The sequence below is a fragment of the Paraflavitalea speifideaquila genome (assembly GCF_032395985.1).
In the GTDB taxonomy this organism is placed as follows: Bacteria; Bacteroidota; Bacteroidia; order Chitinophagales; family Chitinophagaceae; genus Paraflavitalea; species Paraflavitalea speifideaquila.
In genome coordinates this window covers 7,127,948-7,152,913 of record NZ_CP135920.1, presented here as the reverse complement: position 1 = coordinate 7,152,913, position 24,966 = coordinate 7,127,948, and the positions used below count along the sequence as shown (strand labels likewise).

Here is a 24,966-nt window from a genome sequence, read left to right as displayed (position 1 = left end):
TGTGAGAGGTCTGTGAGGGAATTAATCCCTCACAACCTACTCGATTTCAGTTATTGATCTTAAGCCCTTCAGAGGTGACACCTTTCCCTTGATTCGAAAACGAAAGGTGTCACCTCTGAAAGGAAAACTAAGTCTCACATAAAAGGGTAAACACTGACATTGTTGTTAGCGCATGAAGGGAGTAGCTTGTGTATCCAGGGCATCCTGCAGCCAATAGGGATTTACCTGTGCCAGGGTATCGGGCAGGGCATCTTGAGGAAAATAACGAAGCTCGGCCGTTTCTTCATTGGAATAACCGGGTGTTATTTCCTGCAGCAGGTTTACCTCAAAGTAAGTGGTAACATATTGCACAGTACGATGGGAATAATGGTAGGTTTGTGATGAGGGCGATGAATAGATGCCTATGAGGCGTTTGATGCTGGCGCTGGTATCCGTTTCTTCTTTTATCTCGCGCAGGATGGCTTCGGTTACACTTTCTCCAAATTCCACATGCCCTGAAATAAGCCCCCATTGCCCCACATCTTTACGGCGCTGTAATAATACTTCTCCCTGGTGATTGAAAATGATGGCGGCTACTGCGGGTAATATTTCTTGCCTGCTTTGCATAGATGGGTAAGTTTGAGGCCTTCATCAGGCTATCATGGCTACCCTGATAAATGCATTGCCGTTTTTAAATAGGAATTTCTTTTTCAACTGCTGGCGGCCTTTTACAGTAAACCATTGAGGGTATAATTAGCTCCATTGGTAACCCGCAGCTTCCAGCACAATACTTTTCGGCTCCCGGAATACTGATCATTTCTTTTCCTTCCACTTCCACCTGGGTAGTGTATTCAAAGTACCGCATACCGGGATTAACGGTTTTCAAAACAAACTGCTTTTGCTTTTCAAAAGGTAATACCGCAATGAGTTCATCGGTCATTACGCCATTGTAAAAGTGTGCATTTGTTTTCGTAAACCTTCGAGTACTGTCCTTAAAGGTAATGGTATTCTCTATTATGCCATTGGCGAATAGGACCTGCTCCTGGTATTGCTCAGATTGAATAGCCGAAGAGTAGGCCAATGGCTCCAGGTTGGTGGGCTGGCAATAGCTGGAATCACGGTCAATGCCTTTGGCCGTTTGATACATTTGTATGATCAGGAAAGCATCCTTTCCCTGATAAGTTGTTTTTTGAATGGTACGGGTTAAAACAGCATTGAAATGGATAAGGCCGTCTTTTGTTTCAGTGTATTGCAGGTACTTTCTTTCTGAAGGATTTAGTTTACCAGCAACATCTTTAATAAGAAAGGTATCGCGCATACCGGCCTGGGTCATGGGGGCCACCAGTACCAATAATAGGGGCAGAACAGCTGCATGTATAGTACGCATGTATGATGTGGTTGAATGTGTACCACAAAATACAAGGATGCTGGTTTACTTGCCTCAAGGGCCAGATGAACCGGCAGTTTAATTGATTAAATTGTACGAATTAACTGCCAGGATCTACCAGCCAATTCTCTTTGATGATATTTCACTACCGACTGTAGGGGAGATTCCATTCATTAATCGTATACAAAGGGTTCATCCCTCAAAATGATCAATATTTCATTGGCCTGATCGTAGTTGATGCCAATATACTTTTTAGCTGTCATGGTAAAAGTGGAGGACTTGGAAAGGTTTCCATTGATGACGACCTTAATGGAATGGTTGCCATGACCTTCATCGAGTTGGGTACTGCCTGCAAAACCCACTGTAGAGGTTGTTACTCTTTGATGGTATACTGATTGACCATCAATGTAGATCTCCACATCGTCGTTGTGAAAGGTTGAGTTGGCTGCTAATACCAGTTTATGCGTTTCGCCAGTAGCTGTTTCCTTATTTTTCTTACAGCCGGTAAAAACAGGGTCGTTATCAAAAGCGATCCGGTAAAGGTCAGGAGTTGCTTCATAAAGGAGTTGCTTGTTTACCTGCTGACCTGTTTGGCAGGAAAAGCGTTGCATATCGGGGTGATATATTTAAAATTGAAATCTGTTTGGGGTAAATATGCTACTGCGTATTGAGGTATTCAAACAGCTCAATAAGGTCCTTCTCACGCTTAAACTTCAGTTTCTTTGATTCGGCCATGTTTTTAATAACATCGCCATACCCGGGAAGGGTATAGAGGTAGTCCTTGTCTTTTTGATCATAACGATCTGCCCATCGGGCAACTGGGCATACAGGAGTTCTTTTATATTATCCTGCCTTTTTCTTCGGTCACTTCATCTTTATACAGGCCAATGGTTTTGGCCTTGCACTTCAGCAACTGGAATTTGCCTTCTACCAGTACCTGGTAAAATGTTTCGCCCGTGTTTTTATGAATGGGGGATAGCCATTTTTGAAATGAACAGCGGTCGTATCGCCTTTTATAACGAGTAACATATTGAAGGCGGCAACGGGATGGTTAAACTCCATGGTAGTGCCGCCTTGCAGGTAATATAGTTTTTCACCAAATTCATCGAAGAGAAGGGGCACATTCATGGGAGGCGTGCCATTTCTGAAGATCACCAATCCGGGCACCCAATCCTGGTTGAGGAATTTGGAGCGAACGGTTTCATCATCGGGCATATCGGGGAGGCGGCTGATGGCTACGGGGCGACCGGCCGAGCGGGTATCGCTGCCCGTACCTTGTGCCTGGGCAACAACAACCATCATGAGCAGGGAAGCGCTGCTAATATTTTTCTCATATGACTGTCTTTGCCTAAATATACTGAATTTGGCTGATGACATTAATGACCGATTGATCAAAACACCATGAATTGCTTTTTGCGTGTATCCAGTACCAATATATGATGTAAAAATAATTTGTTGCCCGTCATACCGCCGATGCCCATTTTCATCATCTGACTTACCTGGGTTTCGCTAACGCCTTCTATCCAGCTAGCGTGGCGAATAGGTGTTGCCAGGCCAGCCAGAGTGATGCTGTCATTGGTGGTAATGGTATTGGCCATTAATGATTTGCCCCAGGACGACACAGGGTATTGAACCGGCTGATGGTTGTCTATCGCCAATTGAAGGCAGGTGGCTTTATTGGTGAGCAGCTCAAAAGCACTGGACCCGGAGTCAAAATAGAGGATGGTTTTTTTCCCCTTGATCTCTGCAGGCAATAAAATACGCCGCATGGCATACATAAAGCTCGTAGGTGTTGCTTTGCTGTATGAGGCAGGTAGGGTATCGCTGATGATCAATTGTTGGCGGGGATAATCAAGGATAGCGATCTTGTTATCGATCAGGTCTGTGCCCAGGGTGCCAATAATATGAATAGCTTTTTTGTTCGTCCAGTCAATGCCCGTGCTGTCAAAGGAGCGTACGGCAATTTGGGCGGCTTTGAGTGAAAGCGGGCCAGCCTTGAAGGAATAGTTGCTTAGGCTGTCGGCCAGCCTGGACAGGGCCTTGGTGGCCGGGTATTGCTGGTGAATGGCCTGCAGTTGATCCTTGTAAAAGAGAGAGTAGGGCGAGCCGGTATCAAATTGCATGTAAAAGGTGCCGGGACTACCCGGAAGGGTCACTGGGATCAGGAGCGCAGCATGAGGGTCCCATTGTCCGTTCAGGCTATCACCTTTCCATTGCAAAGGCAGGGTATGGGTACCAGCCGGTAAACTAAGTTGCAGGGCAGGCAGTGGTGGGGGAAGCTGGGCCTGGATGGCTTGGGTACAAAAGCAGAACAGGAGTAGCGGAATGAATTGTTTTTTCATGAACCGAAGGTAGGCCCATGCTTGGGAAATGCCTACGCCAACACCCCGACATTACCCCGTCATTTACCCGACAAGTGCTGTTGATCAGTTGTTTATATAGGAGGCCCGGCTGTAATGCCTGATCCTGACAGCCGTAAAGCCAATGATAAAAGCATTGAGCACATACATACCGGCAAAGATCCAGATATAGTTCAGTAGATTGCTTTTCTCGAACCAGGTGGCTTGAATAAGATTATAAATGAGGGTCAGCAACAAGAGAAAGTGGGTGCTGATGGTCCACCAGATCTGCTGGCGGATGATGCGCTGCCCGGTTGTTTGCAGGGTGCCATCTTTTTCCTTCCACTTTTTCAGGAGCAGGATGGGGATGAGGAAGTGTATAAAGGGGACTACGAGATAAGAAAAGGCTGATAGGTTGAGCATTTGTAGAAAGTGGCTGCTTTCCTGGCGTTCTTCCGGGCGCTGCTCATTTTGATGCAGGAGGCAGAAAGCGCTATTGACTTTGAGGCATGTTCTGACGGAAATAAACTCTTCCAGGGGCATATTGAGGGCGGCCGCGATGGCTTTGAGGGTATAATCACGTGGAATACTTTCACCGTTTTCAATACGTTGAATGGTGCGTACGGTGATCGTTGCTCTCTCGGCCAGTTGTTCCTGCGTTAAACCTTTGCTCTTTCTGGCGCTGACTACTTTGTTTCCAAGACTCATGGTTGTAGAACTATCATTAGGGTACTCCATAAGCAAAGCCGGTGCCACCGGCTACTAATAGACTTTGGGGTAACGAATACAAAGATAGTTGCGGGAACCCAATACCGGAAATATTGTGCAATTTGGTACGGGTTCTTACTTAGGATAATGCGGAAAATACTGTGTAATGATTTGTCTGTTAGGGGATTAAATAAATGTCAAATTTACTTTTGATTGCCCTGGTTAGAAATAGATCATGGCCAGGGAACCACAAAGGGCTTTCACCAGCATCAGGCCATCAATAATGAACAGGTAATAGAGGATGGATTTGCGCTGGTGCATGGACCAGGCCACCCGGATGAGGGCCACAAAGGGAATGATGTTCAACCCTATTTTCATGGGATGGAAATGGTTAGCCACGGCAAACAAAATAAAAGAGGCCAATCCAATTACACAAAGGGGAATGATGATGTAAAAAATGGTCTTGCGCAAGCCCGCTTTTACTACAAATGTTTTGAGCTGGCAATTATAATCCACCGCATAGTCCTTTATATCGAACATGATACACAATACGGTAATAAACATAAAGTTCTTGATGAAGAACCAGCCATCCACCAGGGTAGGTTGAAATACCTGCCCATGATCAATAAGGTAATACAAAACAGGGTATACCGTGACCAGGCCTGCCCAGGCAAAGCCAATGATGAAGGGTTTTAACCAACCGGAATTGCGAAGGCTAAAGCGGCCCAGTTTGGAGTGATTGAATCCGTAATACAGTAAAGCGGTGACCGGGAATATAAAAAGCAGCAGCCAGGTGAGCGGCGGCTGGCTGATCAGGTGCTGCCAATTCTTATACAACATAATTGCTACCCCTGCGGCCACAATAAGGGTAAGCATGACCTGGGAAAAAATACCCAACGCTTAAACTGCATGTACCAATTGGTTCTTTTATTGGTGGTTTCAACGGCTACTTCCGTAATATACGCCCGGGTGTAATAGAGGATGGTGGCACAGAAAACGAGGGTATAATACAGTCCGCTGTTCAGCGGGTACTGTTGCTGGAGACTGGCTTCTATAGAAAGCGCTACGGCACACAATCCATAGAAGTAATTACCAAAGAAGATAAAGCGGGTTATTGCATGATAAAATGACCTCGTCATGGTTTATGCGCCTTTAACAGCTGCAAGGTATGCTGTAAAGATTGATTATTGCTCCATCCCTCATGGCCAGGGATAACATAAATGGGTACAGGAAACTTTTTCATCACTTTCCGGAGAGAATGGGGCCATTCCTTCACATTGGCATCCGACAGGTTGCCCAGGCTGGTGGCTTCGGTACTTTTAACGAAACAGCCGCCATACAATACTTTTTCGCGGGGAAACCAGATCACAATATTATCCGGGGCATGGCCAGGGCCGGGATAAAATACTTCAAACTGCCGGCCGCCTGTTTGGAAGGTAGTATCACCTGCAAAATGGAAGGCGGCTTGTTCTTCTCCTTTTTTCTTACACAGTTCAAAAGTTTGCCAAGTGGAATAGGTCTTCACACCGTGTGCATACAGGTGATTGAGCCCTGCCGTACGATCGGAATGGAAATGGGTGGAAATAGACAATACCGGTTGTTGGTGGTGGCGTGCCTGTAAACTATCGAGTAATGGTTTGAGCTGTGTGGTGTCCCAGGGCGTGTCAAAAGGACGATCCCTTTGGGGGTTACCAGGTACATGCTATTGAGGGAAACAGCTCTTTTCCAAAGAGGTTATAGGTAGTATAGACGTAGAGATCGCCGGTAAGGTGGGTGATCTTTAATTTGGGGCCGGTAGTTTGTGCCGACAGGTTGAGGGTAGATATGGTTAGGATAATAGCCAGTAAGGCAGGTAGGCGTTTCATGTGCTAATACTGATTGGTTTGGTTTATTATCTCGCGTTTCCACGCAATGACTTGTACGCCGTGCGAATAATGTGCCAGTTCGGGTGGGGTGGTGAGGTTTATATTACCGATCTTATAGTTTAGGTCAAGAGAATATACATCTGCACGTTGCAATGACCAGGGGCGGTGATCGGTATGTAGATGGATATTATCAGTTAAATACATGCGTCAGCCATTTTGCAGAGGTGAGTAATCAATCCTGATATCCTCCTCCCCAAATGCAAAAAAGATACGTCAGCGTTATAAAAAATTTACCAACCTTACTACCTGCATCATCCATTACTCTAAATATGCCACAGGTGCCAAGATCGCCATATACGGTATGGGTAAAGTCGGGGATTATTTCCTTGATAAAAGTAAACTGCACAGGGATAAACTTACATCATAAATTCCAGATATGGAATCATTTCAGCCACACTACTTTTTGCTCTGACGTATGTTCCATTCCAATAATTTCACGGTATAAGTCTGGCCGGCGCGCTTTGATATAGCGGTGGCCCCCAGCCTGGATAAGTTTTTCAGGTGTGAGGCTGGCAGTTACAAGGTCATCACCCAGGGTACGGCATTCGGCAAGCACATCGCCAAAGGGGTCAATGATCATAGAACAGCCATTTTTGAGCTGGTCGTCGTCCATACCAATAGGATTGGAGAAAACAGCATAAATAGCATTGTCGTAAGCGCGTGCGGGCAACCATTTCATGAGCCAGTCGCGCCCTTTCATGCCATCAAATTCCAGGCGTAGGGAAGTAGGATCGGCTTCGCGGTTTTCCCAGAGCTTAGCATCTACAAAACCAGCCCCTGGCCGGGTAGAAGGGGTACACATGGTTACATGGGGCATAAAGATCACCTGGGCACCTAACAAACGGGTGGCCCTTACATTTTCAATCACATTGTTGTCATAGCAGATCAGGATACCGCATTTCCAGCCGTAAAGGTCAAATACACAATATTGATCGCCTGGGATTAAGTAGGGATTGATGAATGGATGGAGTTTCCTGTATTTGGCAATCAGTCCCGTCTTATCTACACATACATAGGCTTTGAATAAGTTGTCCTGATCGTCTTTTTCAAACAGTCCGGCCAGGATGGCCATATTATGTTTGGCGGCAATGGCTTGCATTGCTTGTATGCTTTCACCATCCGGAATGGGTTCGGCAATGGCCAGCATTTGTTCTTTGGATAGGTGGCGGGCAAAAGTGTAGCCGGTAATAGAGCATTCATGAAAGGCTACTACCTGAGCGCCTTGTGACGCTGCTTTGGCGGTCAGTTGATCAATGATCGAAAGATTGTAGGCTTTGTCGCCGCTTTTATTTTCAAACTGCGCAGTGGCTATTTTTAAGTTGTTCATGGTATTTTAAATAAATGGATAAGATAATCGGGCACATAAATGTAGAACACATTAATGGTGCACTTTGATTAACAGTTGTTAATATTTAATACTACCATTACCAGGGTGTTCCCTGCAGGTCAATGGCAGCAGGCGATATTGTTTTATCGGGGCTTAGCAACATGGTATTGGCGGTCCATAACTTCCTGCCGGATGGCTGTTCAATATAAACGGTGCTGTTGACCGTGTACCAGCCCAGCCTGTTATAGAAAGGGATCATGGCATCAGCACAAAGCAATAAGGCGTGTTCGCTTTTTAATTCATCAAACAGGAAAGAGGTGGTTTGAGTAAGGGCCTGGGAGGAATATCCCTTGCCCCGGAAAGCGGGCGGGGTGATTACGTTGTTGACGCCTGCTATTTTGGAGGGAATGCCATCCAGCAATACCTGCCGCTCAATAATATTGAAGAAGGTAACAATGGTATCGTTCTCGGTGTGCAGGATTGTCCAGTCAGGTATTGCCCAGGTGGTTTCCTGTACAATGGGAATATGGCCAAATTCGGCCTGGATATAATTGTGTAGTGTTTCTTTAATGGCTGGGGAAAGGGAGTCGTATTTTTCGATGCTGATCATCCTGATGAAGATAGCATAAAAAAGCATCCACTTGCGTGAATGCTTTTCAATATAATGGCTTAATTATTAAGCGTCTTTACCGTGGCAGTTCTTGAACTTCTTGCCGCTGCCGCAGGGACAAAGATCATTGCGTCCTACTTTGGGGCCTACGCGCACAGGTTCTTGTTTTACCTGGGTAGAAGGATCGAAGTAATCATTTTCATTGGCTGCATAATCATTACCCCGACGGTCGATATCTTCCTTATTGGCCTGCATACGGCTCATATCCGTTTTCTCTTCCCGTCCTTCCTTGATCTGCTCCCCATTGTTTTGCTCCACTGGAATATTGGCATGGCATAGGAAGCTGATGATATCTTTATTCACATCACTGTCCATGCGTTTAAACAGGTCGAAGGCGGTGATCTTATAGATCACCAGCGGATCTTTCTGCTCCAGGTAAGCCGTTTGTACACTTTGTTTCAGGTCATCCATAGCCCGCAGGTGCTCTTTCCAGGCATCATCAATGATGGCCAGGGTGATCTGCCGTTCCAGGGCATTGGTCAATTCACGCCCTCCGGTTTCTACCGTCTTATTCAGGTTGGCCAGTACCTGCATCCCTTTCTTACCGTCGGTAAAGGGTACTACCACATTCTCGATATGGTTGCCCTGGGAAGTACGGATATTTTTGAATACAGGAACAGCCTGGGTTTGTACGTCCGTCAGCTTGCGTTGGTAACGGGCTATTGCTTCATTATACAGTTGATCGGCCAGTTGATTGGCATTGGCCTTTTTGAATTCGTCTTCTGAGATAGCGCTGTCAATGCCAAAGTTTACGATGGCTGCCATCTTGAAGCCTTCATAGTCTTCCTGCTCCTGGAAGCCTGTGATCAAACTTTCGGCTACAATGTAGAAGGCATTATCGAGATCAAGGGCAAGGCGGTCACCAAACAGGGCGTGGTTACGTTTTTGTAGATCACGTTCCGCTGTTTGTTCATTACATCATCATATTCCAGTAAACGCTTACGGATACCGAAGTTGTTTTCTTCTACTTTCTTCTGCGCCCGTTCAATGCTCTTGGTTACCATGCTGTGCTGTATCACTTCACCTTCTTTGTATCCAAAGCGGTCCATGATGGAGGCAATGCGTTCGCTACCGAATAAACGCATCAGCTCATCTTCCAATGACACATAGAATTGAGTAGTACCAGGATCGCCCTGACGGCCGGAACGACCACGCAACTGCCTGTCTACACGACGGCTTTCATGGCGTTCTGTACCAATGATGGCGAGGCCACCAGCTTCTTTTACACCAGGCCCGAGCTTGATATCCGTACCACGACCAGCCATGTTCGTGGCAATGGTGATGGCGCCGGCCAAACCAGCTTCTGCTACCACCTGCGCTTCCCGGGCATGTTGTTTTGCGTTCAATACATTGTGCGGGATCTTTTTACCAGCCATCATCTTACTCAGCAATTCACTTACTTCTACGGAGGTAGTACCTACCAGTACGGGGCGGCCTTCATTGCGCAGCTTTTCTATTTCATCAATAACGGCTTTGTACTTCTCGCGCTTGGTTTTATAAACCAGGTCTTCATGGTCTTTACGGATGGCTGTTACGTTGGTAGGAACCGTCACCACATCCAACTTATAAATATCCCAGAACTCACCAGCTTCAGTAATCGCCGTACCGGTCATACCGGCCAGCTTATGGTACATCCGGAAGAAGTTCTGTAAAGTAATGGTAGCATAGGTTTGCGTAGCGGCTTCGATCTTCACACTTTCCTTGGCTTCTATGGCCTGGTGCAGGCCATCGCTATAACGCCTGCCGTCCAGGATACGGCCTGTTTGCTCATCTACGATCTTTACCTGACCTTCCAATACCACATATTCAATATCCTTGTCAAACAAGGTATAGGCTTTCAATAATTGTTGAACAGTATGGATACGATCGGCCTTGATGGTATAATCATTCAGTACCCCTTCTTTACGTTGCAGCTTTTCTTCACTGTCCTGTACTTCTTTTTCAATTTCGGCCAGTTGAACGCCAATATCAGGCAGTACAAAGAATTCAGGGTCTTCACCGGCCTTGGTAATGGCCTGGATACCTTTATCCGTTAATTCTACCTGGTTATTCTTTTCGTCAATATGGAAATACAGTTCCTGGTCTACCGTAGGCATTTGTTTCTGCTGATCGGCCAGGTAATAGTTCTCCGATTTTTGGAGTTTTACCCGCACGCCTGGTTCACTTAGGAACTTGATCAGGGCGCTGTTCTTGGGCAATCCACGATAAGCGCGCATCAGGGCTAGTCCGCCGCTCTTGGGTTCATCATCTCCTGCTTCAAATAATTTCTTGGCCTCATTCAGGTATTTATTGGTTACCTGCTTTTGCATGTCTACCAGCTTTTCCACCCGGCTTTTCAGCACATGGTATTGCTGATCATCGCCACGGGGTACGGGACCTGAAATGATCAGGGGGTACGGGCGTCATCGATCAATACACTATCCACCTCATCCACCATGGCAAAATGGTGTTTGCGTTGTACCATTTCTTCCGGTGTATGCACCATATTATCCCGGAGATAGTCGAAGCCAAATTCGTTATTGGTACCATAGGTAATATCGGCCTGGTAGGCTTTGCGCCTTTCGGCGCTATTGGGCTGGTGCTTGTCAATACAGTCTACCGTAAGGCCCAGCCATTCAAAGATCGTTCCGTTCCATTCAGAGTCACGTTTGGCCAGGTAATCATTCACCGTAACGATGTGTACACCTTCCCCAGCCAGTGCATTGAGATATGCAGGCAGCGTAGATACCAGGGTTTTACCTTCACCCGTTGCCATTTCGGCAATCTTTCCTTCATGCAATACAGTACCACCAATCAACTGTACATCATAATGTACCATGTTCCAGGTAATGGGGGCGCCACCTGCATTCCAGGTATTCTTAAAGATGGCCTGGTCACCTTCTATGCGGATATATTCTTTCTTTACACTCAGGTCGCGGTCCAGCTGAGTAGCCGTGGATGCGATCTCAGGATTGTCTTTAAAACGGCGGGCAGTCTCTTTCACTACGGCAAAGGCTTCGGGCAGTATTTCCTTCAGCACTTCTTCGATCTGTTTATCCCGGTCCTTGATCAGTTTATCTACTTCCTGGTAAATGGCATCCTTGCCATTGATATCACTGAAGGGTAATTCCTCGGCTTGCTTGTTCAGGGCGGCAATTTCGTCGTCGATCTTTTGCAGGTGAGCCTTGATACGCTGACGGAATTCCTGGGTTTTATTCCTTAACTGGTCATTGCTCAGGGATTGGAAGGCCGCAAATTGTTGGTGAATCTGCTGTACGAGGGGCTGAATATTCTTAATATCCTTCTCCGACTTACTACCTCCGAACATTTTCGATAAAAACCTAACATGATTATAGCTGGTTGAAATGTTTACAAGATTAATGAATCTTCTAGCCGTCAAAAAAGGTGCTATAGTTTGATAACGAGCCAATTTGACAGGACGTCAAAGGTAAGGAAAAGCGATGGTAGTCAGGCTTAAAGAGTGGTTAGCGCTGCAGGTCTGGGCGATTCATTTAAAATTATCCCATAGCAAGCTGTAATGAAACCAAAATTGGCTGTTACCGATTGCATTAATGCCCATTTTCATGGGTTCCAGCCGCTTCATTTTTATAAAGTATACGAAGCAGCAAAAAGCTAATGTGTCAATACGTACAAAAAGGATTACAACGATAGTATGAGCAGGTAAGGTAGAGATCAGTGTGAAAAATTATTTTCTATGAAAATGAACAATCTGGAAAATATCGTGGGGTGATCCGCCAGGTTTGCATAGAAAACCATTTTTAGGGAGCATTTAAAGGCAAAAAGGCAGAAATGCCAGGTAGTAAGTCAGGATGATCAGTTTTTAGCAATCCCCGGTATAGGTCAGGATACCATGCCGACCTATACCGGGTAGGGTGATCTTGCTTATGGGAGGTGGTCAATAAACTCCAATAGGCTATTTTTCAGTTAATTACCCAATAGTTGAGGGCGTTCAGTGTCATTGTTTAAGGCTGATCAATCCCGGTTTAACCTCATTGTGTACAGGTGTAAGCGTTTGCAGGTATTTAAAAATCGCTTTGAGTTCATCATCACTCATACGGGAGAAGGAGGGCCATGGCATGGGACTATGCGGAATAATCCTTCCCTGGCGGAATCTTTGTACAAATTGTTCCCGGGTCCAGCCCGTTAATTTACCCGTGGCGGCATCGGGTGTAAGGTTGGGAGTAAGCAGGGAAATCTTTTCCGGGTCTATGATTGATTCCATGACGAGGCCTCCTGCAAAAGGCTCACCGATCAGAGCGCCTGTAGTCATATCGCGGTTGGAATGACAGCCCACACAATTGGCGATGCTATTGGCCAGGTATTTACCATAAATGACTGTGGTATCGCGCGGAATACTTTTGCGGATGGGGCCCGTGGGGCCTACAGGTTTTATCATAAAGGCTTTAACCACTTTGCCCAGCATGAATACATCATGGTCGGGCACTTGATGATTGACTGGCTTTTGGCTTCTTAAAAAGAAATAATGGCCGTAAGGTCTTCGTCCGTGGCATCATGAAAGGGCATAAAATCCAATACAGCTGTTCCATTAGGACGAACTCCATACCGTAATAAACGGGCTATTTCTTTATCGGATATTTTACCGATGCCTGTTTCCATATCCGGGGTAATATTCCTTACATAAATGGTAGCAATGGGTAATTTGAATGGCATACCGCCGGTAAGCGGTACATCGGCCCCTTTCAGCATCAGTGCCTGGGAACCTTCGGCCCGGTGACAATCGGCGCAATGACCCGGACCATAGGCCAGGTATTTACCGCGGGCTATAATACTACTGTCGGTTGATGCCTGGATATCCGGATAAGGGGCTTTAAACCGGAGGTTCTGCCGGCAGGCCACTGTGAGGGCCAGTACCACGATCAGGAATACAATAACAATACCTGTCCACTTCAGGATCTTCATTAGCAACTTCATGGCTTAAAAAAATGTTCAATGGTTATATACTAAAGATTAGCGAGGACAAAACTTCAACTTTATTAAGGGGTGGGAAAGTGGATGCGGATAGACTGTGGATTGTGGGTAGTGAATTGTTGTTGAGGACGGAATTTTTTGAATCAGGCCACCATTTTATTAAACATTTGCCGTCTTATACACAATTATTAGTGGGGAGTGTTAAAAATATTTGTTGGTGTGACAAAATAATTAGTAATTTTACTGCTAAAATTATTAGTCTATGGCAATAGCTGGTAAAAACCTGAAGTATCTCCGTAAGTTACGGGGTGGACCCAGGAAGAGTTCTCCAATAAACTGGGCATCAAGCGTTCCCTATTAGGCGCTTATGAGGAAGAAAGAGCTGATCCTCGCATTGAAGTGTTGGAACAGGTAGGCGAGATGTTCAAACTTTCGTTGGATGAGTTGCTATTAAAAGACCTGGGGGATGCTAAAGGTAATTACCTCGCTAAGCGAAGGGCACAAAAATGGCTGCAGGATCCAGCGAGATCCAGTTGGTGCCTTTAAAGGCTGCAGCCGGTTACCTGGCTGGTTATGCCGACCCCGAGTTCCTGGATGAATTGAATACCTTTACCTTACCCATGCTGGCCCCAGGCTCTTACCGGGCTTTTGAAATAGTGGGTGACTCCATGTTGCCCACGCCGAGTGGGTCTGTAATTGTAGGTGAAAAGGTGGATGATGTAGAAGATGTAAGGAATAACAATACCTATATCGTTATCTCCCGCAATGAAGGTATTGTTTATAAACGCGTATTGAAGAATACAAGAGCTAAGAATAAGTTTACACTGATAAGCGATAATGTAGCTTACCAGCCCTATAATATCAATGCCGAAGATGTGATTGAATTGTGGAAAGCTACCATAGTCATCAGTAAGGCCAATACCCAACAACGTTGGGATGTGAACCAACTGGCCAATGTAGTGAGCGACCTGCAAGAGCAGGTGAGCAAGCTGAAGAAGAAGAAAGCGAATTAAAGAAATTGACATTAGGTTGGCCGTAGCAGTTACTTCGTAACGATACAAGTCGCATGTCAATTTATTTTGCAACGCAATAATCAAATAATTACTAATTAAGAATTATTTGATTATTGCGTTGTTGTTTTATAGTTACGTTGGTTAGAAGTAAATATCCAGCGCAGCCCGGAAGGTATTGCAATGCGCTTCTACAATGGTCTTGATATTGGGCGAATAACCTCCACCATGGCAACCGTGCAGGGAATATGATGTTGGTGCAGGAGCGAGAACACTATTTCATCTCTTTGGCGACAACCTGGTAACGACACCTGCAGTTTACCAAATTTATCGGTAGCCAGGATATCTACGCCCGAAAGAAAGAAAGCGAAATCAGGCCGTACCTGGTTGATCAACGTTTGCAGCGTATTTTCCAACAAGGGCAAATAAATGTTGTCATTGGTGCCATCTTTCAGCGCAATGTCCAGGTCACTGCGCTCCTTATGAAAAGGATAATTGTGGTCGCCATGCATACTGAAGGTAAATACCCGTGGTTCTTTTTCAAATAAACGGGCTGTACCATTTCCTTGGTGTACATCGAGGTCGATGATCAATATTTTATGCGCCAGGCCCTGATGCAATAAGTAGTTGGCGGCTACCGCAAAATCGTTCAGCAAACAAAAGCCCTCTCCCCGGTCGGCAAAGGCATGGTGGGTACCACCTGCCACATTCATGGACACGCCTTGTTCAAAAGCATGGTGGCAGCAATCGATGGTGCCCTGGGTGATCACCAGTTCGCGCTGTGTTAAAACGGGCGATTGGGGAAAGCCAATATGTCGTTGTTCTTTGGCCGACAGTGTTTGCTGGTGCAGCTTTTCCAGGTAGGCCCCATCATGTGTCCACAAGATGATCTCATCCGGACAAGCAGTAGGTGCAAACAGGTTTTGCATGCTGATACTGCCTTCATACAATAGCTGTTCCGGGATCAATTCATATTTCAGCATAGGGAAGCGATGCCCTTCGGGCAGGGGATGCGCATAAATAGGGTCGTAAGCGATCTTGAGGGATGGTGCGCTCATTGCAATTGAATGATCTGTTTATTTACAATGGCAAAAACATTTTCGTTGGCGGCAGGTTTGATCATGGCCAGGCCCGTAAACTGGCCAAATGCCGGTAATACACAAAATGTTTTGGTAAAATAGAAACAGGGGAATGAAAGCGATTGTTTGCCCAGGCCATTCACCCGGATGCCGGGGTGCAGGTGGCCGGAGAAATAATATTGTTTGCCGGCTCCATTCATTTGTTCGGGCAGGAGATCGTGTATAAAGTGAAAATGCGTATGGAGGCAAAGGGAGTCTTCAATGACTTCTATGGCGGCTTGCTGGTACCACTGATCGTGCAGGATATCATGATTGCCCCTTACCAGGCGAATGGATAAGTGAGCGAAATCATGCCGCCATCTTTTAAAGAGTTCCAGTTCTTTATTCTCGTGGCTGTGAAAGAGGTCGCCTACTACAATTAATTGCTTTGGCTGGAAATACTGCAACTGACTAACCAGGCGTTGCAGGTCGTTCTTGTATACCGTTTGGGGAACAGGGATACCGTGTTTACGGAAATGGCCCGATTTGCCGAAGTGTAAGTCGGAAAGGATTAGTGCTTTCTCTTCTTCCCAGAATACACACCGTTCGGGCGAAAGCCAAAACTGGTGCTCAAATAAAGTATGTGAAACAGGCGCCTGCATGGGTGAGGGCAAAGGTATTGAAAAGCGGGCATTCTCATTGGCTTACTTCACTGCGGGAATCTCACTCGCTCGCCTCTGGCGAGTGAGGGTATTTTCAAGCCTCCGGCTTGGGCTTGTGAGTCAGCGGCTCACCCATAGAGGTCACCAGTCAGAAGCTGGCGGCTAAGGGAGATTGGACTGGCAACTGCTTGTAGTTGATCCGGATTTTGCTTTCCTGAAAGGAGATCTGTCTCACTCGCTCGCCTCTGGCGAGTGAGGGTATTTTCAAGCCTCCGGCTTGGGTTTGTGAGTCAGCGGCTCACCCATAGAGGTCACCAGCCAGAAGCTGGCGGCTAAGGGAGATTGGACTGGCAACTGCTTGTAGTTGATCCGGATTTTGCTTTCCTGAAAGGAGATCTCTTCACTCGCTCGCCTCTGGCGAGTGAGGGTATTTTCAAGCCTCCGGCTTGGGTTTGTGAGTCAGCGGCTCACCCATAGAGGTCACCAGTCAGAAGCTGGCGGCTAAGGGAGATTGGACTGGCAACTGCTTGTAGTTGATCCGAATTTTGCTTTCCTGAAAGGAGATCTGTCTCACTCGCTCGCCTCTGGCGAGTGAGGGTATTTTCAAGCCTCTGGCTTGGGTTTGTGAGCCAGCGGCTCACCAATAGACGTCACCAGCCAGAGGCTGGCGACAGTTTGTAGTTGATCCGAATTTAGCTATTCTGGAACGCTATTCCCTTTGTTAAATCTTTTAATCTCACATTTTCGTAAGTGGTATGTTTTCTTATTAATAAAATCCAATGCTTATGTCTGAGTTACGTAAAGCTAATTTTGATGGACTCTTTTTGTGACTTTGACAGTCGTTGGATGGGTAGATGTGTTTAGTAGGAATTTGTATACTGACATCCTGGTTAAAACCTTCAGTATTGTCAAAGTGAAAAATCTTTGGAAATATATGCGTATGTAATTATGACCAATCACCTGCATCTAATTGCTGCCCAGAAGGAAGGCGACCTGCAGAAAGTGCTGAGCCAGTTCAAAAGCTTTACCGCAAAGGAGATTTTGAAAGCCATAGAAAGCAATGAAAAAGAAAGTCGTAAGGAATGGTTGCTTCACATGTTTCACTTTCATGCCCGGTTTAATAAACAATATTATGAATATCATTTCTGGCAGGCTACCAATCACCCTACTTATATTGCTGGCCGTAATATGTTGATGCAAAAGATAAAATATTTGCAAATGAATCCCGTACGTGCAGGTTATGTAAGAGAGCCTGATCATTGGTATTATAGTAGTTCAAATCCTTTATCCCCACTGAAGGTGTTAGAAGTATAGGTATTATAATATTCGTTTCCTTGTAGCCAAGGACAGTCTATCATCTAAAATTTATTAATTAGAATATGGGAAAAGGGAAATATACTTTTTACAATTGTTCCGCTGCAGAACTTTCTGGTGATGTCTTTTCTTCATTGAAACTCACTGCTCAACAGACAAAACAAGCAAAAGAGCAACTAGCAAAGGCAAGAAAGAAGGCCCAAGAGGAAATGAGTGAAGATACCCGAATAGAACTCAAGCTTCTAAGTATCCGGTTTAGAATGGAAGATTGTATTAATAATAAGAATTTTGATATTACTCAAACATTTGGCGTTTTTCTTAAGCAATATATGGAGGTGTTTGGTGCAAAAGAAAGGAATTCTCCAGACAACTTAGCATAGATGAAACTTTGTTAAGCCACCTCATCAACGAGTCTCGTATGCCCCCAGATGATTTTTTTTATTAGATTAGAAACACATTCTAAGAATGAGATACCTGCTAAATGCTGGTTTAAACTAGTGGAAATGCAAAAGGAATTTTCTCACTCGCTCGCCTCTGGCGAGTGAGGGTATTTTCAAGCCTCCGGCTTGGGTTTGTGAGCCAGAGGCTCACCAATAGGCGTCACCAGCCGGAGGCTGGCGACTGTAAAGCAAGTGCATTCATAGAATACGTGCTAGTATCTAACAAATTAATCTGGCTTACTTCACTGCGGCAATTTCTTCTTTCAGCTGTTTGGCCCAGGCAATCAACACTTCTTTGTCTTCTTCGCTTAATTTGGCTTCTCCATGCATCCAGAGGTAGCTGTTAAGTGGCATCTCATTTTTTTCGATCACCTCTATGATCTCCTCCATTATATGGTCCTGGTCTTTGGGCTTGTAAGTGCCAAATTCACTAAAGTTTAAATTGCGTTTGCCGTCTTCCACATGCTCCTGCATCCACCAGCCAACCGGCTGAATATTGGTATACCAGGGATAGCGGGTATGATTGGTATGGCAGTCGTTACAGGATCTTTTCAGCAGATCAGTGATAGGCTCAGGCACATGGTACTGCTGGGTAATATCATTGGCAGTAATGGCTCCCGATTCATTGCGGGCCGGGCGAATAAATTGAATGACCACCAGGATAATAAGGATCGCCAGGAGAATTTTCTTTTTCATGTAGCCTGATTAAGGTGCACTAATGTAGTAAATCTATTGAAAGAAGAAGCCGGCTTTACACGAACCGGTGTGTTTACTTGCCCAATTGCAGTTGCATTTTCTTCACCCGGTCTTCCAATTTTTCGGAGGTCAGGTTTTCACGCATACTGTCAACCTTAATGGGGAAGCAGAAGGGAGTAAGTTGTTGAGGAAAGGTGAGTATGATATTGGAATGTTGTATGCGCTCCAGCATATTGCGCAGGCGCACCTCTTCCATCTGCTGGTCCATTACCTCCTGGTAAGCCTGCCTTAATAACAGGTTCTTAGGTTCATATTCAGCAAATACGTTGAACAGCAGAGAGGCAGAGGACTGCAGGTGCCTTGCCTTTTTTGTTCGCCAGGAAATCCCTGGAAAATAAGTCCACCGATGACAGCGATATCCCTGAACTTACGTTTGGCCATTTCGGTGGCATTGACACTTCGCTGTATATCGGCCAGTATATCAGCGGGGGTAAAGAGTTCATATACATTGGTGTCATCTACGGGAATAGGCTGATCACTCAACAGCTCAAAGCCATAATCATTCATGGCAAATGAAAAGTAATGGGGCGTATCTTACTGATGCGATAAGCCAGTATGGCTGCCATTGCCTCATGTACCAGCCTGCCTTCAAAAGGAAATACAAAGAGGTGAAAGCCGTCTTTGGTTTCTATTTGTTCAATCAACAGTTCGTTGGCCTTGGGTACGTGGGACAGGTTTTCCTGTAGCTGGAATAGCGGCTTTAATACTTCCAGCTCAATATCTTTTAGTGGTTTCCGGCTTCTGGCTTTGGGCTCCTTGCTGCCGGTTTCTACCTCATCAAACTTCTCCCGTAATTTCTTTCCCAGGTTGGCGGAGAGCGGCATTCTGCCTCCTTGCCAACTGGGTACAATGGATTTGGTAGCATTGGTTTGCGCACCAGGGCTGTCATATCCTTGATCATAACCAGTTCCAGGTTCCTGCCGGCCAGGGTAAATACTTCTCCCGGTTGTAACCTGGAGATGAAATATTCTTCAATCACCCCAATAAAGCCGCCGCTTATAAACTTTACTTTCATCATCGATTCACTCACGATGGTGCCAATGTGCAAGCGATGACGCATGGCAATGCGGCGATTGGTAATGCGGTAAAGACCATCTATGATCTCTATCTTCTTATATTCATCATATTGTTGCAGGGCAGTACCGCCGGCTGTTACAAAATGGATGAGGGAGGCCCATTCATCGGGTGTCATATCCCGGTAGCAATAGGTGGCCGTGATCTCTTTGTAAAGTTCATCGGGCCTGAAGCCGTCGGATATGGCAAGCGTGCCCAGGAATTGTATCAATACATCAAAACAAAGGAGCATAGGCTCCCGGCTTTCTATGAAGTTGTCTTCAATGGCCGATTTCAAAGCCGCTGCTTCTACCAGTTCTAAGGAATGAGTAGGCAGGAAATGTATTTTACTCACTTCTCCGGGCTGGTGACCACTGCGCCCGGCACGTTGGAGGAAGCGGGCTACGCCCTTGGGCGATCCTACCTGGATGACAGTTTCTACCGGGCGGAAGTCGACACCCAGGTCCAGGCTGGCGGTACATACTACGGCTTTAAGTTTACCGCTGTGCAGGTTTTCTTCCACCCAGATGCGCAGGTCTTGTTCGATACTACCATGGTGTAGGGCAATGGCGCCTGCCAGGTCGGGCGCTTCATTTAACAGCGTTTGGTACCAGCGCTCACTCATGCCCCGCGTATTGATGAAAATGAGGGTGGTGCGACTGGCATTAATGATGGGTATTACTTTATGGGCCAGCTTGATACCAAGATGTCCGGCCCAGGGGTATTGTTCTATTTCATCGGGTATAATGGATTCGATAACTACTTCTTTGCGCAAACGGGCTTTGACTGTTTCGCCTTTTGCTCCTACCGGTGATAATAATACATCCTGTGCCTGATCAAGATTGCCAATGGTGGCGCTGATGCCCCATACAGCGCAATGCGTATTGAACTGGACCTGCTGCACATGCACGATCCTGGTAATAGCCAGTTCAATTTGTACACCCCGTTTACTGCCAATCAATTCATGCCATTCGTCAATGGCTATAATTTTAAGGGATTTGAACACATCAGCATAACCCTTTTGGGCCAGCAAGAGGTGGAGGCTTTCGGGCGTGATCACCAGGGATTCGGGCATTTGCCTTTTTTGCTTTTGGCGTTCTGCAATGGCAGTATCTCCATTGCGGATGCCTATTTTCCATTGCATGCCCAGTTCAGTGATCACTTCTTCCATGGCGCGGGCAATGTCTTTGCCCAATGCACGCAAAGGGGTTACCCACAATAGTTGAAGGCCATTCTTTGACTTGGTTTTGTAATTGTTAGGATGTTGATTGATAAAGTTGATAACAGCACCGAGGAATACAGAAAAGGTTTTGCCAAATCCGGTGGGGGCATTAACGAGGCCGCTTTTGCCATGCATAATATGCTCCCAGGTTTCTTCCTGGAAAGGAAATGGTTGATGGCCTTTGTCGGCCAGCCATTGTTGAATAACCTTGTATCCTATGGTATCACGAAGTTCCAAATGAGATATCCCCACAACTCCTATTCCAAAACCCTTATTTTACCTGGTTCAAGAATGATAAACGAGTGTTCTTGCATCAGAGCGATTACTTGCTGGGCATTTTGTTCAAAGTATTTTTTATATCCTGTAACCGCATATTGCCCAATTTTACAAGGACTAATTTAAAAGGTTCTTTCTTAGCAAGGTAAGAGTAGTAAAAATCAGTATCTTTTGTTATAACAGTGCGTTGTTCAGTTATTGAAATGGTGTTGATTGTTTTGTCTGAAGTTAGATTGCCTTCAGAGAGTTCAGAAGAATGAACAACGTCTTGATCCTTAAAAAAAAGAAGCAAGTGATTTGGGTAGATGTGCGTCTAGGAGGAACTTCATGCAGCAGGGATCTCAATATCCTTGAATTTCATTGAGGCAGTTGCATAGGCAAGACAAGCAAGAATGTCCTCTTTTGCAGGTCCGGAAACTCGCTCAAAATATCATCTATCGTATCTCCGCCAGCAAGATATTCCATAATTGATTCCACAGTATACCTCATATTCCGGATAGTAGGCTTTCCATGAGCAACTTCAGGATTTATTGATATGCGCGATAAAAGGCTTTCCATTCAACACTATATTTCTTCAAATTTAATTATAATTACCGGATTGGTATAATCCTCATTAGGTGGTTAAATACCAAATCGTTATGCTATAGTTTCTTCATATACTCCAGCAGGGCTTTTCTTTCGGCCCCGGTTAATTTATCGCCAAAGGTATGGCCATAATTGGCATAGCCGGGTGTGGTTGTATTGTAAATGTTTTTGCCGGGCTGATCTTGTTTTTTGTATACCCAGCCCATCTTTTGATAATCATATTCGGGCTTGTCGAAGTTCCTGGACCAATAGGCGGGGCGCAGGTCACTGTTAAGCAGCGCTTCCAGGGTAGGTACCGATCCATTGTGCAGGTAGGGCCCTGTAGCCCAGATGCCATCGAGTGGTGGAGCTATATATCCATTGAATGGTTCCAGGCGGGCGGGATGGCTGCCCTGCGTAAACCAACTCTTGTTGAACCAGGCTACAAACTGTGGATTGGAATAATTGCTTTTGTACAGCATAGAGTCAGTTTGGATCACTGCTGCGGGGATCAGCAGGTTGGGATAGCTTGTCGCTGTTCCATAAGTGCCATGGCATTTGGAGCAGCTATTGATAAAAACCTTTTCGCCGGTAGCTGCCAGGGAAGAATCAATAGTGCCGGGATAAGGCGGCGGTTGCAGGGAATAAATATAGGCCAGCAGATCCGGCATATGAGTATCTACTTCGGCCGACTCGCTGGTATCTACTACAGTAAGCAGGTTGGACGCGCCAAGGAATTTACCAAAATCACCCCTGCCAAATCCATTGTAGAACATGGCATTTTTCTTTTTCAGCAACCACCATGCGGGTACATCAGTAGGAATTACCTGCGTGGGAATTTCAAGTAGTGCAGAGTCGCTCCACTTAAAAGTAACCGGATCACGATGAGCTGCCAATAGTGCAGCCAGCCGGTCGGCAGCATTTACCCCTTGCACTTCGGTTTGTAAATTGGTGCCAATCGCTTTGGCCACTTCGATAAAGGCTTTGGAAGCATGGTATTTTTAGGCGCCGTGAGTTTGAGAAAAGATTCCAGTGTTTTCAGGTTCTTGATATTGAGCTTGTCATTTTGGGTAAAATCAATCGTGGTATTGCCCATGCCAATGTATAACTGGCCTTCAAATACCTGTGCATGACATTGGAGGCAATTGGGAGCTACCAGTATTTCTCCATTAGACGCTGTTACCGCAGTATATTCAAAAGGAATCTTTTCATTTTTGCCTTCCCTTTGTAAGAAGTTTCGTTTGTCCTTACCGAGGCCCATCACGAAGGCACTGTAGGGGATGCCTCCTTTTACATAGTCACCAGTAATGAGGTATTCATATCCTTTTGTTGCGTCGCCGCCCAATCTTTGCGTGCTTGGCGGAATGGGTACAGGATCATACTCATTGTACACCTGTATCCAGGTAGTAAATGCAAAGCCGCTCACCAGCAATAGCAACAAAACAAAATAAGTTCTCATGAATCCCCTTTTTCAACCTTTAAGTTACTACATCCGGGGCGTTTTTGTCGTTAATATTCAGTACCAGCATTGGTTGCGCCCTATGGATTTGGAGGATTTTGAATAGGCAGCCTTTCTTCAGGCAGTGTAAACAGGGTTTTATTCCAATAGCCATTTTGACCAGAACGAGTACACTCAACTGGCAAGCGTTGGGAACTACAAAGGTTGGTTAGGTAAAAGAATTCCTTCTAATCATAGAAATCCTCAAAATCCAGGTTCAGACAGGCTAATAAACAGCTTTTACTACGCCATCTACCTTTTAATGAAGTAGAGTTTTTGTTTTCAAAGTAGTCCAGGGTCATCGTTTGCTTGTCGATAACAGGCTGGATATCGAATTCCGTGAAGAGTTTGAATTTCTTATCCCCCAGGCCTGATCCAATATTTTTACCATGCCAGGAAAGGAGGTGGCCAAAATGATAAAGGCTTTCATACCCCCTGTATACCATATCGGAGGGGCGGGAGTAATAGTTAACCCTGAAGTGATCCTGTAAACCAATGGCCACTTTATCGGCAGGATTGATATAAAAGGGAGTGCTGTAATATACTTCTATGCCTTTGAAGAGGGGCTTCTCAAAATCAAATTGGTCCCAGGTGGGCATTCCTATCACAGTAGATGTATAACTGCTGCTAACTGCGGCCAGGTGCTGGCAAACCTGCTGTCCAAAAAAGCATCGAGGCTGGCTACCAGGCATACATTGGTTTTATTACTATCAAGGTAATCCGTGATATCGTCCTGCGTAAAATTATTCTCCAGCGTCACGTATTTCATTTTCAATGGCAATCCCAGTGTCGATTTTTCGGCTTCAGTGAAGTAGTTCTTCAGGATGTCTTCGTTGGGGCCTTTTTCCGGAATACCACAATGGTGGAAACGGAGAAGTTCTTTTGCAGGAACTTATAAATGCCCACACACTGCGTTGATAAGGTTGAGTTGAGGATAACGTAGTAAGGATTATTCGTAGCCCCTGCCTCATTGGGCATGTTTACATTGATAAAGGGGATCGTATGCGAAGCGGCTATTTGTACCAGTAAATTGGCTTCATTCAGATTCACGTGGCCAATCAGTAGATCCATTTTCTTTATCTCCTCACTTTGTAGTATGGACATTAATGACTGGGTAGCCGACCGCGTATCATATACATGTATTTCCAGTTGCAGCCCTTCTTTTTCATGGAATCAATGGCCAGTTGGGCGCCTTCCCAAAACTCCAGTCCGGGGTTAATGAACTTGGGAAAACTTTTCGCATAACGGTATTGCCCGGTGGCATCAAAAGCCGAGTCGAGGTACAAAGGGGCGAATAAGGCAATATGGTGACGCTTGGGAAGAGAGTCGGGCCGTATGGCCGCTGAATCAACCTGCGAAAAAGAAATAGTCCACTGCAACAGGGCGCAAATGGTTAAAAAGATAAGCTGTCTATTCTTTTTCATGATGGTTCGTTATGAAGTGATCCCTTCCACAATTTACCTGAATGGGCGCAGGCAATAACGCACTGTGCTATACAGATATTTTATTGAATTACAAGGATTATGAGTCAAGACGGTTACTCCCACTCAATCGTTGCAGGGGGCTTGCTGCTGATATCGTATACCACCCTGTTGATCCCTTTCACATTATTAATAATATCATTCGAAATATGTGCCAGGAAATCGTAGGGGAGGTGGGCCCAGTCGGCCGTCATGCCATCTACGGAGGTTACAGCGCGCAAAGCAAGGGTGAACTCATAGGTACGTTCATCACCCATTACGCCTACACTTTTTACCGGCAGTAGGATAGCGCCGGCCTGCCATACCTGGTCGTACAGGTGGTGTTCTTTCAAGCCTTCCACATAGCGGTCGTCCGCATCCTGTAACAA

Annotated in this window: 32 protein-coding genes and 3 pseudogenes; 4 read left to right on the top strand and 31 right to left on the bottom strand. The window is 45.6% G+C overall.

Annotation, left to right across the window (positions count from 1 at the left end; all coding sequences use genetic code 11):
• Positions 1-165 precede the first annotated feature (165 nt).
• The 17 genes and pseudogenes from RS881_RS49085 to RS881_RS49005 all read right to left on the bottom strand — a co-directional run bounded on the left by RS881_RS49085 (position 166) and on the right by RS881_RS49005 (position 13,267).
• On the bottom strand, positions 166-606 hold the full coding sequence (locus tag RS881_RS49085) for an NUDIX domain-containing protein (RefSeq protein WP_315817503.1): 441 nt from the start codon (positions 604-606) through the stop codon (positions 166-168).
• Between the two features lie 64 nt (positions 607-670).
• Positions 671-1,366: a DUF3108 domain-containing protein gene (locus RS881_RS49080; RefSeq protein ID WP_315817502.1), complete on the bottom strand. Its 696-nt coding sequence runs from the start codon at positions 1,364-1,366 to the stop codon at positions 671-673.
• A gap of 173 nt (positions 1,367-1,539) precedes the next feature.
• On the bottom strand, positions 1,540-1,977 hold the full coding sequence (locus tag RS881_RS49075; RefSeq protein ID WP_315817501.1) for a diacylglycerol kinase catalytic domain-containing protein: 438 nt from the start codon (positions 1,975-1,977) through the stop codon (positions 1,540-1,542).
• Positions 1,978-2,293: 316 nt separating this feature from the next.
• Positions 2,294-2,743: a hypothetical protein gene (locus RS881_RS49070; protein ID WP_315817500.1), complete on the bottom strand. Its 450-nt coding sequence runs from the start codon at positions 2,741-2,743 to the stop codon at positions 2,294-2,296.
• 14 nt (positions 2,744-2,757) lie between these two features.
• Positions 2,758-3,708, bottom strand: coding sequence for a hypothetical protein (locus tag RS881_RS49065; RefSeq protein ID WP_315817499.1), 951 nt, complete (start codon positions 3,706-3,708; stop codon positions 2,758-2,760).
• A gap of 84 nt (positions 3,709-3,792) precedes the next feature.
• Positions 3,793-4,443 (bottom strand): type II toxin-antitoxin system RelB family anti-toxin, encoded by a 651-nt coding sequence (relB, locus tag RS881_RS49060; RefSeq protein ID WP_315817498.1) that lies wholly within the window; start codon positions 4,441-4,443, stop codon positions 3,793-3,795.
• Between the two features lie 192 nt (positions 4,444-4,635).
• Positions 4,636-5,253 carry a UbiA prenyltransferase family protein gene (locus RS881_RS49055; protein ID WP_315817497.1) on the bottom strand — a complete coding sequence of 206 codons (618 nt, stop codon included), beginning with the start codon at positions 5,251-5,253 and terminating at the stop codon, positions 4,636-4,638.
• Between the two features lie 5 nt (positions 5,254-5,258).
• A complete protein-coding gene (locus tag RS881_RS49050) occupies positions 5,259-5,552 on the bottom strand; it encodes a hypothetical protein (RefSeq protein WP_315817496.1) in 294 nt (97 codons plus the stop codon).
• A pseudogene (gene bla / locus RS881_RS49045) lies at positions 5,549-6,070 on the bottom strand (subclass B1 metallo-beta-lactamase); the annotation flags it as partial. The pseudogene bla and the gene RS881_RS49050, both read right to left, overlap by 4 nt.
• 31 nt (positions 6,071-6,101) lie before the next feature.
• Positions 6,102-6,278 (bottom strand): hypothetical protein, encoded by a 177-nt coding sequence (locus tag RS881_RS49040; protein WP_315817495.1) that lies wholly within the window; start codon positions 6,276-6,278, stop codon positions 6,102-6,104.
• 3 nt (positions 6,279-6,281) lie between these two features.
• Positions 6,282-6,482: a hypothetical protein gene (locus RS881_RS49035; RefSeq protein ID WP_315817494.1), complete on the bottom strand. Its 201-nt coding sequence runs from the start codon at positions 6,480-6,482 to the stop codon at positions 6,282-6,284.
• Positions 6,483-6,720: 238 nt separating this feature from the next.
• Positions 6,721-7,665 (bottom strand): nitrilase family protein, encoded by a 945-nt coding sequence (locus RS881_RS49030; RefSeq protein ID WP_315817493.1) that lies wholly within the window; start codon positions 7,663-7,665, stop codon positions 6,721-6,723.
• A gap of 97 nt (positions 7,666-7,762) precedes the next feature.
• Positions 7,763-8,302, bottom strand: coding sequence for a GNAT family N-acetyltransferase (locus RS881_RS49025; protein WP_315817492.1), 540 nt, complete (start codon positions 8,300-8,302; stop codon positions 7,763-7,765).
• A 39-nt stretch (positions 8,303-8,341) separates the two neighbouring features.
• On the bottom strand, positions 8,342-8,530 hold the full coding sequence (locus tag RS881_RS62085) for an SEC-C metal-binding domain-containing protein (RefSeq protein ID WP_315824859.1): 189 nt from the start codon (positions 8,528-8,530) through the stop codon (positions 8,342-8,344).
• A 132-nt stretch (positions 8,531-8,662) separates the two neighbouring features.
• Positions 8,663-11,642 (bottom strand): annotated as a pseudogene (gene secA / locus RS881_RS49015) (preprotein translocase subunit SecA); the annotation flags it as partial.
• A 648-nt stretch (positions 11,643-12,290) separates the two neighbouring features.
• The gene (locus RS881_RS49010; RefSeq protein ID WP_315817491.1) at positions 12,291-12,779 is read right to left on the bottom strand and encodes a c-type cytochrome; all 489 of its coding nucleotides are present in this window, start codon (positions 12,777-12,779) and stop codon (positions 12,291-12,293) included.
• A gap of 26 nt (positions 12,780-12,805) precedes the next feature.
• Positions 12,806-13,267, bottom strand: a complete 462-nt coding sequence (locus RS881_RS49005) for a c-type cytochrome (protein ID WP_315817490.1) — start codon at positions 13,265-13,267, stop codon at positions 12,806-12,808.
• A gap of 333 nt (positions 13,268-13,600) precedes the next feature.
• Here RS881_RS49005 and RS881_RS49000 point away from each other — a divergent pair, with 333 nt between their 5' ends.
• Positions 13,601-13,810 carry a helix-turn-helix domain-containing protein gene (locus tag RS881_RS49000; protein WP_315824858.1) on the top strand — a complete coding sequence of 70 codons (210 nt, stop codon included), beginning with the start codon at positions 13,601-13,603 and terminating at the stop codon, positions 13,808-13,810.
• The gene (locus RS881_RS48995; protein ID WP_315817489.1) at positions 13,771-14,277 is read left to right on the top strand and encodes a S24 family peptidase; all 507 of its coding nucleotides are present in this window, start codon (positions 13,771-13,773) and stop codon (positions 14,275-14,277) included. Before RS881_RS49000 ends, RS881_RS48995 begins: the two co-directional genes overlap by 40 nt.
• Positions 14,278-14,465: 188 nt before the next feature.
• Here the strand turns inward: RS881_RS48995 and RS881_RS48990 are convergent, their stop codons facing one another.
• Positions 14,466-15,332: a histone deacetylase family protein gene (locus RS881_RS48990; protein WP_315817488.1), complete on the bottom strand. Its 867-nt coding sequence runs from the start codon at positions 15,330-15,332 to the stop codon at positions 14,466-14,468.
• Positions 15,329-15,994 carry a ligase-associated DNA damage response endonuclease PdeM gene (pdeM, locus tag RS881_RS48985; RefSeq protein WP_315817487.1) on the bottom strand — a complete coding sequence of 222 codons (666 nt, stop codon included), beginning with the start codon at positions 15,992-15,994 and terminating at the stop codon, positions 15,329-15,331. Before pdeM ends, RS881_RS48990 begins: the two co-directional genes overlap by 4 nt.
• Before the next feature lie 924 nt (positions 15,995-16,918).
• Here pdeM and RS881_RS48980 point away from each other — a divergent pair.
• Both RS881_RS48980 and RS881_RS48975 read left to right on the top strand, forming a co-directional pair.
• A complete protein-coding gene (locus RS881_RS48980; protein WP_315817486.1) occupies positions 16,919-17,308 on the top strand; it encodes a transposase in 390 nt (129 codons plus the stop codon).
• Between the two features lie 65 nt (positions 17,309-17,373).
• Positions 17,374-17,688, top strand: a complete 315-nt coding sequence (locus RS881_RS48975; RefSeq protein ID WP_315817485.1) for a hypothetical protein — start codon at positions 17,374-17,376, stop codon at positions 17,686-17,688.
• A 297-nt stretch (positions 17,689-17,985) separates the two neighbouring features.
• Here RS881_RS48975 and RS881_RS48970 read toward each other — a convergent pair whose 3' ends face one another.
• The 12 genes and pseudogenes from RS881_RS48970 to RS881_RS62080 all read right to left on the bottom strand — a co-directional run bounded on the left by RS881_RS48970 (position 17,986) and on the right by RS881_RS62080 (position 24,966).
• Positions 17,986-18,444, bottom strand: a complete 459-nt coding sequence (locus RS881_RS48970; protein WP_315817484.1) for a heme-binding domain-containing protein — start codon at positions 18,442-18,444, stop codon at positions 17,986-17,988.
• 73 nt (positions 18,445-18,517) lie between these two features.
• Positions 18,518-19,328: pseudogene (locus RS881_RS48965) on the bottom strand (hypothetical protein).
• A complete protein-coding gene (locus RS881_RS48960; RefSeq protein ID WP_315817483.1) occupies positions 19,274-21,031 on the bottom strand; it encodes a DEAD/DEAH box helicase in 1,758 nt (585 codons plus the stop codon). Before RS881_RS48960 ends, RS881_RS48965 begins: the two are co-directional and overlap by 55 nt.
• A gap of 70 nt (positions 21,032-21,101) precedes the next feature.
• On the bottom strand, positions 21,102-21,347 hold the full coding sequence (locus RS881_RS61000; protein ID WP_350340034.1) for a DUF5615 family PIN-like protein: 246 nt from the start codon (positions 21,345-21,347) through the stop codon (positions 21,102-21,104).
• A 65-nt stretch (positions 21,348-21,412) separates the two neighbouring features.
• On the bottom strand, positions 21,413-21,613 hold the full coding sequence (locus RS881_RS60995) for a DUF433 domain-containing protein (RefSeq protein ID WP_425476328.1): 201 nt from the start codon (positions 21,611-21,613) through the stop codon (positions 21,413-21,415).
• Positions 21,614-21,696: 83 nt separating this feature from the next.
• Complete coding sequence (locus tag RS881_RS48955) at positions 21,697-22,590, bottom strand: c-type cytochrome (protein WP_315817482.1); 894 nt, start codon at positions 22,588-22,590, stop codon at positions 21,697-21,699.
• Positions 22,542-23,078 (bottom strand): hypothetical protein, encoded by a 537-nt coding sequence (locus tag RS881_RS48950; protein WP_315817481.1) that lies wholly within the window; start codon positions 23,076-23,078, stop codon positions 22,542-22,544. The genes RS881_RS48955 and RS881_RS48950 overlap by 49 nt, the downstream gene beginning before the upstream one ends.
• Positions 23,079-23,305: 227 nt before the next feature.
• A complete protein-coding gene (locus tag RS881_RS48945) occupies positions 23,306-23,716 on the bottom strand; it encodes a hypothetical protein (RefSeq protein WP_315817480.1) in 411 nt (136 codons plus the stop codon).
• Positions 23,717-23,721: 5 nt separating this feature from the next.
• Complete coding sequence (locus RS881_RS48940; RefSeq protein WP_315817479.1) at positions 23,722-23,877, bottom strand: hypothetical protein; 156 nt, start codon at positions 23,875-23,877, stop codon at positions 23,722-23,724.
• Between the two features lie 59 nt (positions 23,878-23,936).
• A complete protein-coding gene (locus tag RS881_RS48935; protein ID WP_315817478.1) occupies positions 23,937-24,221 on the bottom strand; it encodes a hypothetical protein in 285 nt (94 codons plus the stop codon).
• The gene (locus RS881_RS48930) at positions 24,221-24,541 is read right to left on the bottom strand and encodes a hypothetical protein (RefSeq protein ID WP_315817477.1); all 321 of its coding nucleotides are present in this window, start codon (positions 24,539-24,541) and stop codon (positions 24,221-24,223) included. Before RS881_RS48930 ends, RS881_RS48935 begins: the two co-directional genes overlap by 1 nt.
• 113 nt (positions 24,542-24,654) lie before the next feature.
• Complete coding sequence (locus RS881_RS62080) at positions 24,655-24,966, bottom strand: GMP synthase (glutamine-hydrolyzing) (RefSeq protein WP_315817476.1); 312 nt, start codon at positions 24,964-24,966, stop codon at positions 24,655-24,657.

What these genes read in the sequence shown, in the direction of transcription:
- RS881_RS49085 (WP_315817503.1), bottom strand. Translation starts at nt 606, where the DNA reads ATGCAAAGCAGGCAAGAAATATTACCCGCAGTAGCCGCCATCATTTTC.
- RS881_RS49080 (WP_315817502.1), bottom strand. Translation starts at nt 1,366, where the DNA reads ATGCGTACTATACATGCAGCTGTTCTGCCCCTATTATTGGTACTGGTG.
- RS881_RS49075 (WP_315817501.1), bottom strand. Translation starts at nt 1,977, where the DNA reads ATGCAACGCTTTTCCTGCCAAACAGGTCAGCAGGTAAACAAGCAACTC.
- RS881_RS49070 (WP_315817500.1), bottom strand. Translation starts at nt 2,743, where the DNA reads ATGTCATCAGCCAAATTCAGTATATTTAGGCAAAGACAGTCATATGAG.
- RS881_RS49065 (WP_315817499.1), bottom strand. Translation starts at nt 3,708, where the DNA reads ATGAAAAAACAATTCATTCCGCTACTCCTGTTCTGCTTTTGTACCCAA.
- relB (WP_315817498.1), bottom strand. Translation starts at nt 4,443, where the DNA reads ATGGAGTACCCTAATGATAGTTCTACAACCATGAGTCTTGGAAACAAA.
- RS881_RS49055 (WP_315817497.1), bottom strand. Translation starts at nt 5,253, where the DNA reads ATGTTGTATAAGAATTGGCAGCACCTGATCAGCCAGCCGCCGCTCACC.
- RS881_RS49050 (WP_315817496.1), bottom strand. Translation starts at nt 5,552, where the DNA reads ATGACGAGGTCATTTTATCATGCAATAACCCGCTTTATCTTCTTTGGT.
- RS881_RS49040 (WP_315817495.1), bottom strand. Translation starts at nt 6,278, where the DNA reads ATGAAACGCCTACCTGCCTTACTGGCTATTATCCTAACCATATCTACC.
- RS881_RS49035 (WP_315817494.1), bottom strand. Translation starts at nt 6,482, where the DNA reads ATGTATTTAACTGATAATATCCATCTACATACCGATCACCGCCCCTGG.
- RS881_RS49030 (WP_315817493.1), bottom strand. Translation starts at nt 7,665, where the DNA reads ATGAACAACTTAAAAATAGCCACTGCGCAGTTTGAAAATAAAAGCGGC.
- RS881_RS49025 (WP_315817492.1), bottom strand. Translation starts at nt 8,302, where the DNA reads ATGCTTTTTTATGCTATCTTCATCAGGATGATCAGCATCGAAAAATAC.
- RS881_RS62085 (WP_315824859.1), bottom strand. Translation starts at nt 8,530, where the DNA reads ATGCAGGCCAATAAGGAAGATATCGACCGTCGGGGTAATGATTATGCA.
- RS881_RS49005 (WP_315817490.1), bottom strand. Translation starts at nt 13,267, where the DNA reads ATGAAGTTGCTAATGAAGATCCTGAAGTGGACAGGTATTGTTATTGTA.
- RS881_RS48995 (WP_315817489.1), top strand. Translation starts at nt 13,771, where the DNA reads ATGGCTGCAGGATCCAGCGAGATCCAGTTGGTGCCTTTAAAGGCTGCA.
- RS881_RS48990 (WP_315817488.1), bottom strand. Translation starts at nt 15,332, where the DNA reads ATGAGCGCACCATCCCTCAAGATCGCTTACGACCCTATTTATGCGCAT.
- pdeM (WP_315817487.1), bottom strand. Translation starts at nt 15,994, where the DNA reads ATGCAGGCGCCTGTTTCACATACTTTATTTGAGCACCAGTTTTGGCTT.
- RS881_RS48975 (WP_315817485.1), top strand. Translation starts at nt 17,374, where the DNA reads ATGGGAAAAGGGAAATATACTTTTTACAATTGTTCCGCTGCAGAACTT.
- RS881_RS48970 (WP_315817484.1), bottom strand. Translation starts at nt 18,444, where the DNA reads ATGAAAAAGAAAATTCTCCTGGCGATCCTTATTATCCTGGTGGTCATT.
- RS881_RS60995 (WP_425476328.1), bottom strand. Translation starts at nt 21,613, where the DNA reads ATGGAAAGCCTTTTATCGCGCATATCAATAAATCCTGAAGTTGCTCAT.
- RS881_RS48950 (WP_315817481.1), bottom strand. Translation starts at nt 23,078, where the DNA reads ATGAGAACTTATTTTGTTTTGTTGCTATTGCTGGTGAGCGGCTTTGCA.
- RS881_RS48945 (WP_315817480.1), bottom strand. Translation starts at nt 23,716, where the DNA reads ATGCCCACCTGGGACCAATTTGATTTTGAGAAGCCCCTCTTCAAAGGC.
- RS881_RS48935 (WP_315817478.1), bottom strand. Translation starts at nt 24,221, where the DNA reads ATGTCCATACTACAAAGTGAGGAGATAAAGAAAATGGATCTACTGATT.
- RS881_RS48930 (WP_315817477.1), bottom strand. Translation starts at nt 24,541, where the DNA reads ATGAAAAAGAATAGACAGCTTATCTTTTTAACCATTTGCGCCCTGTTG.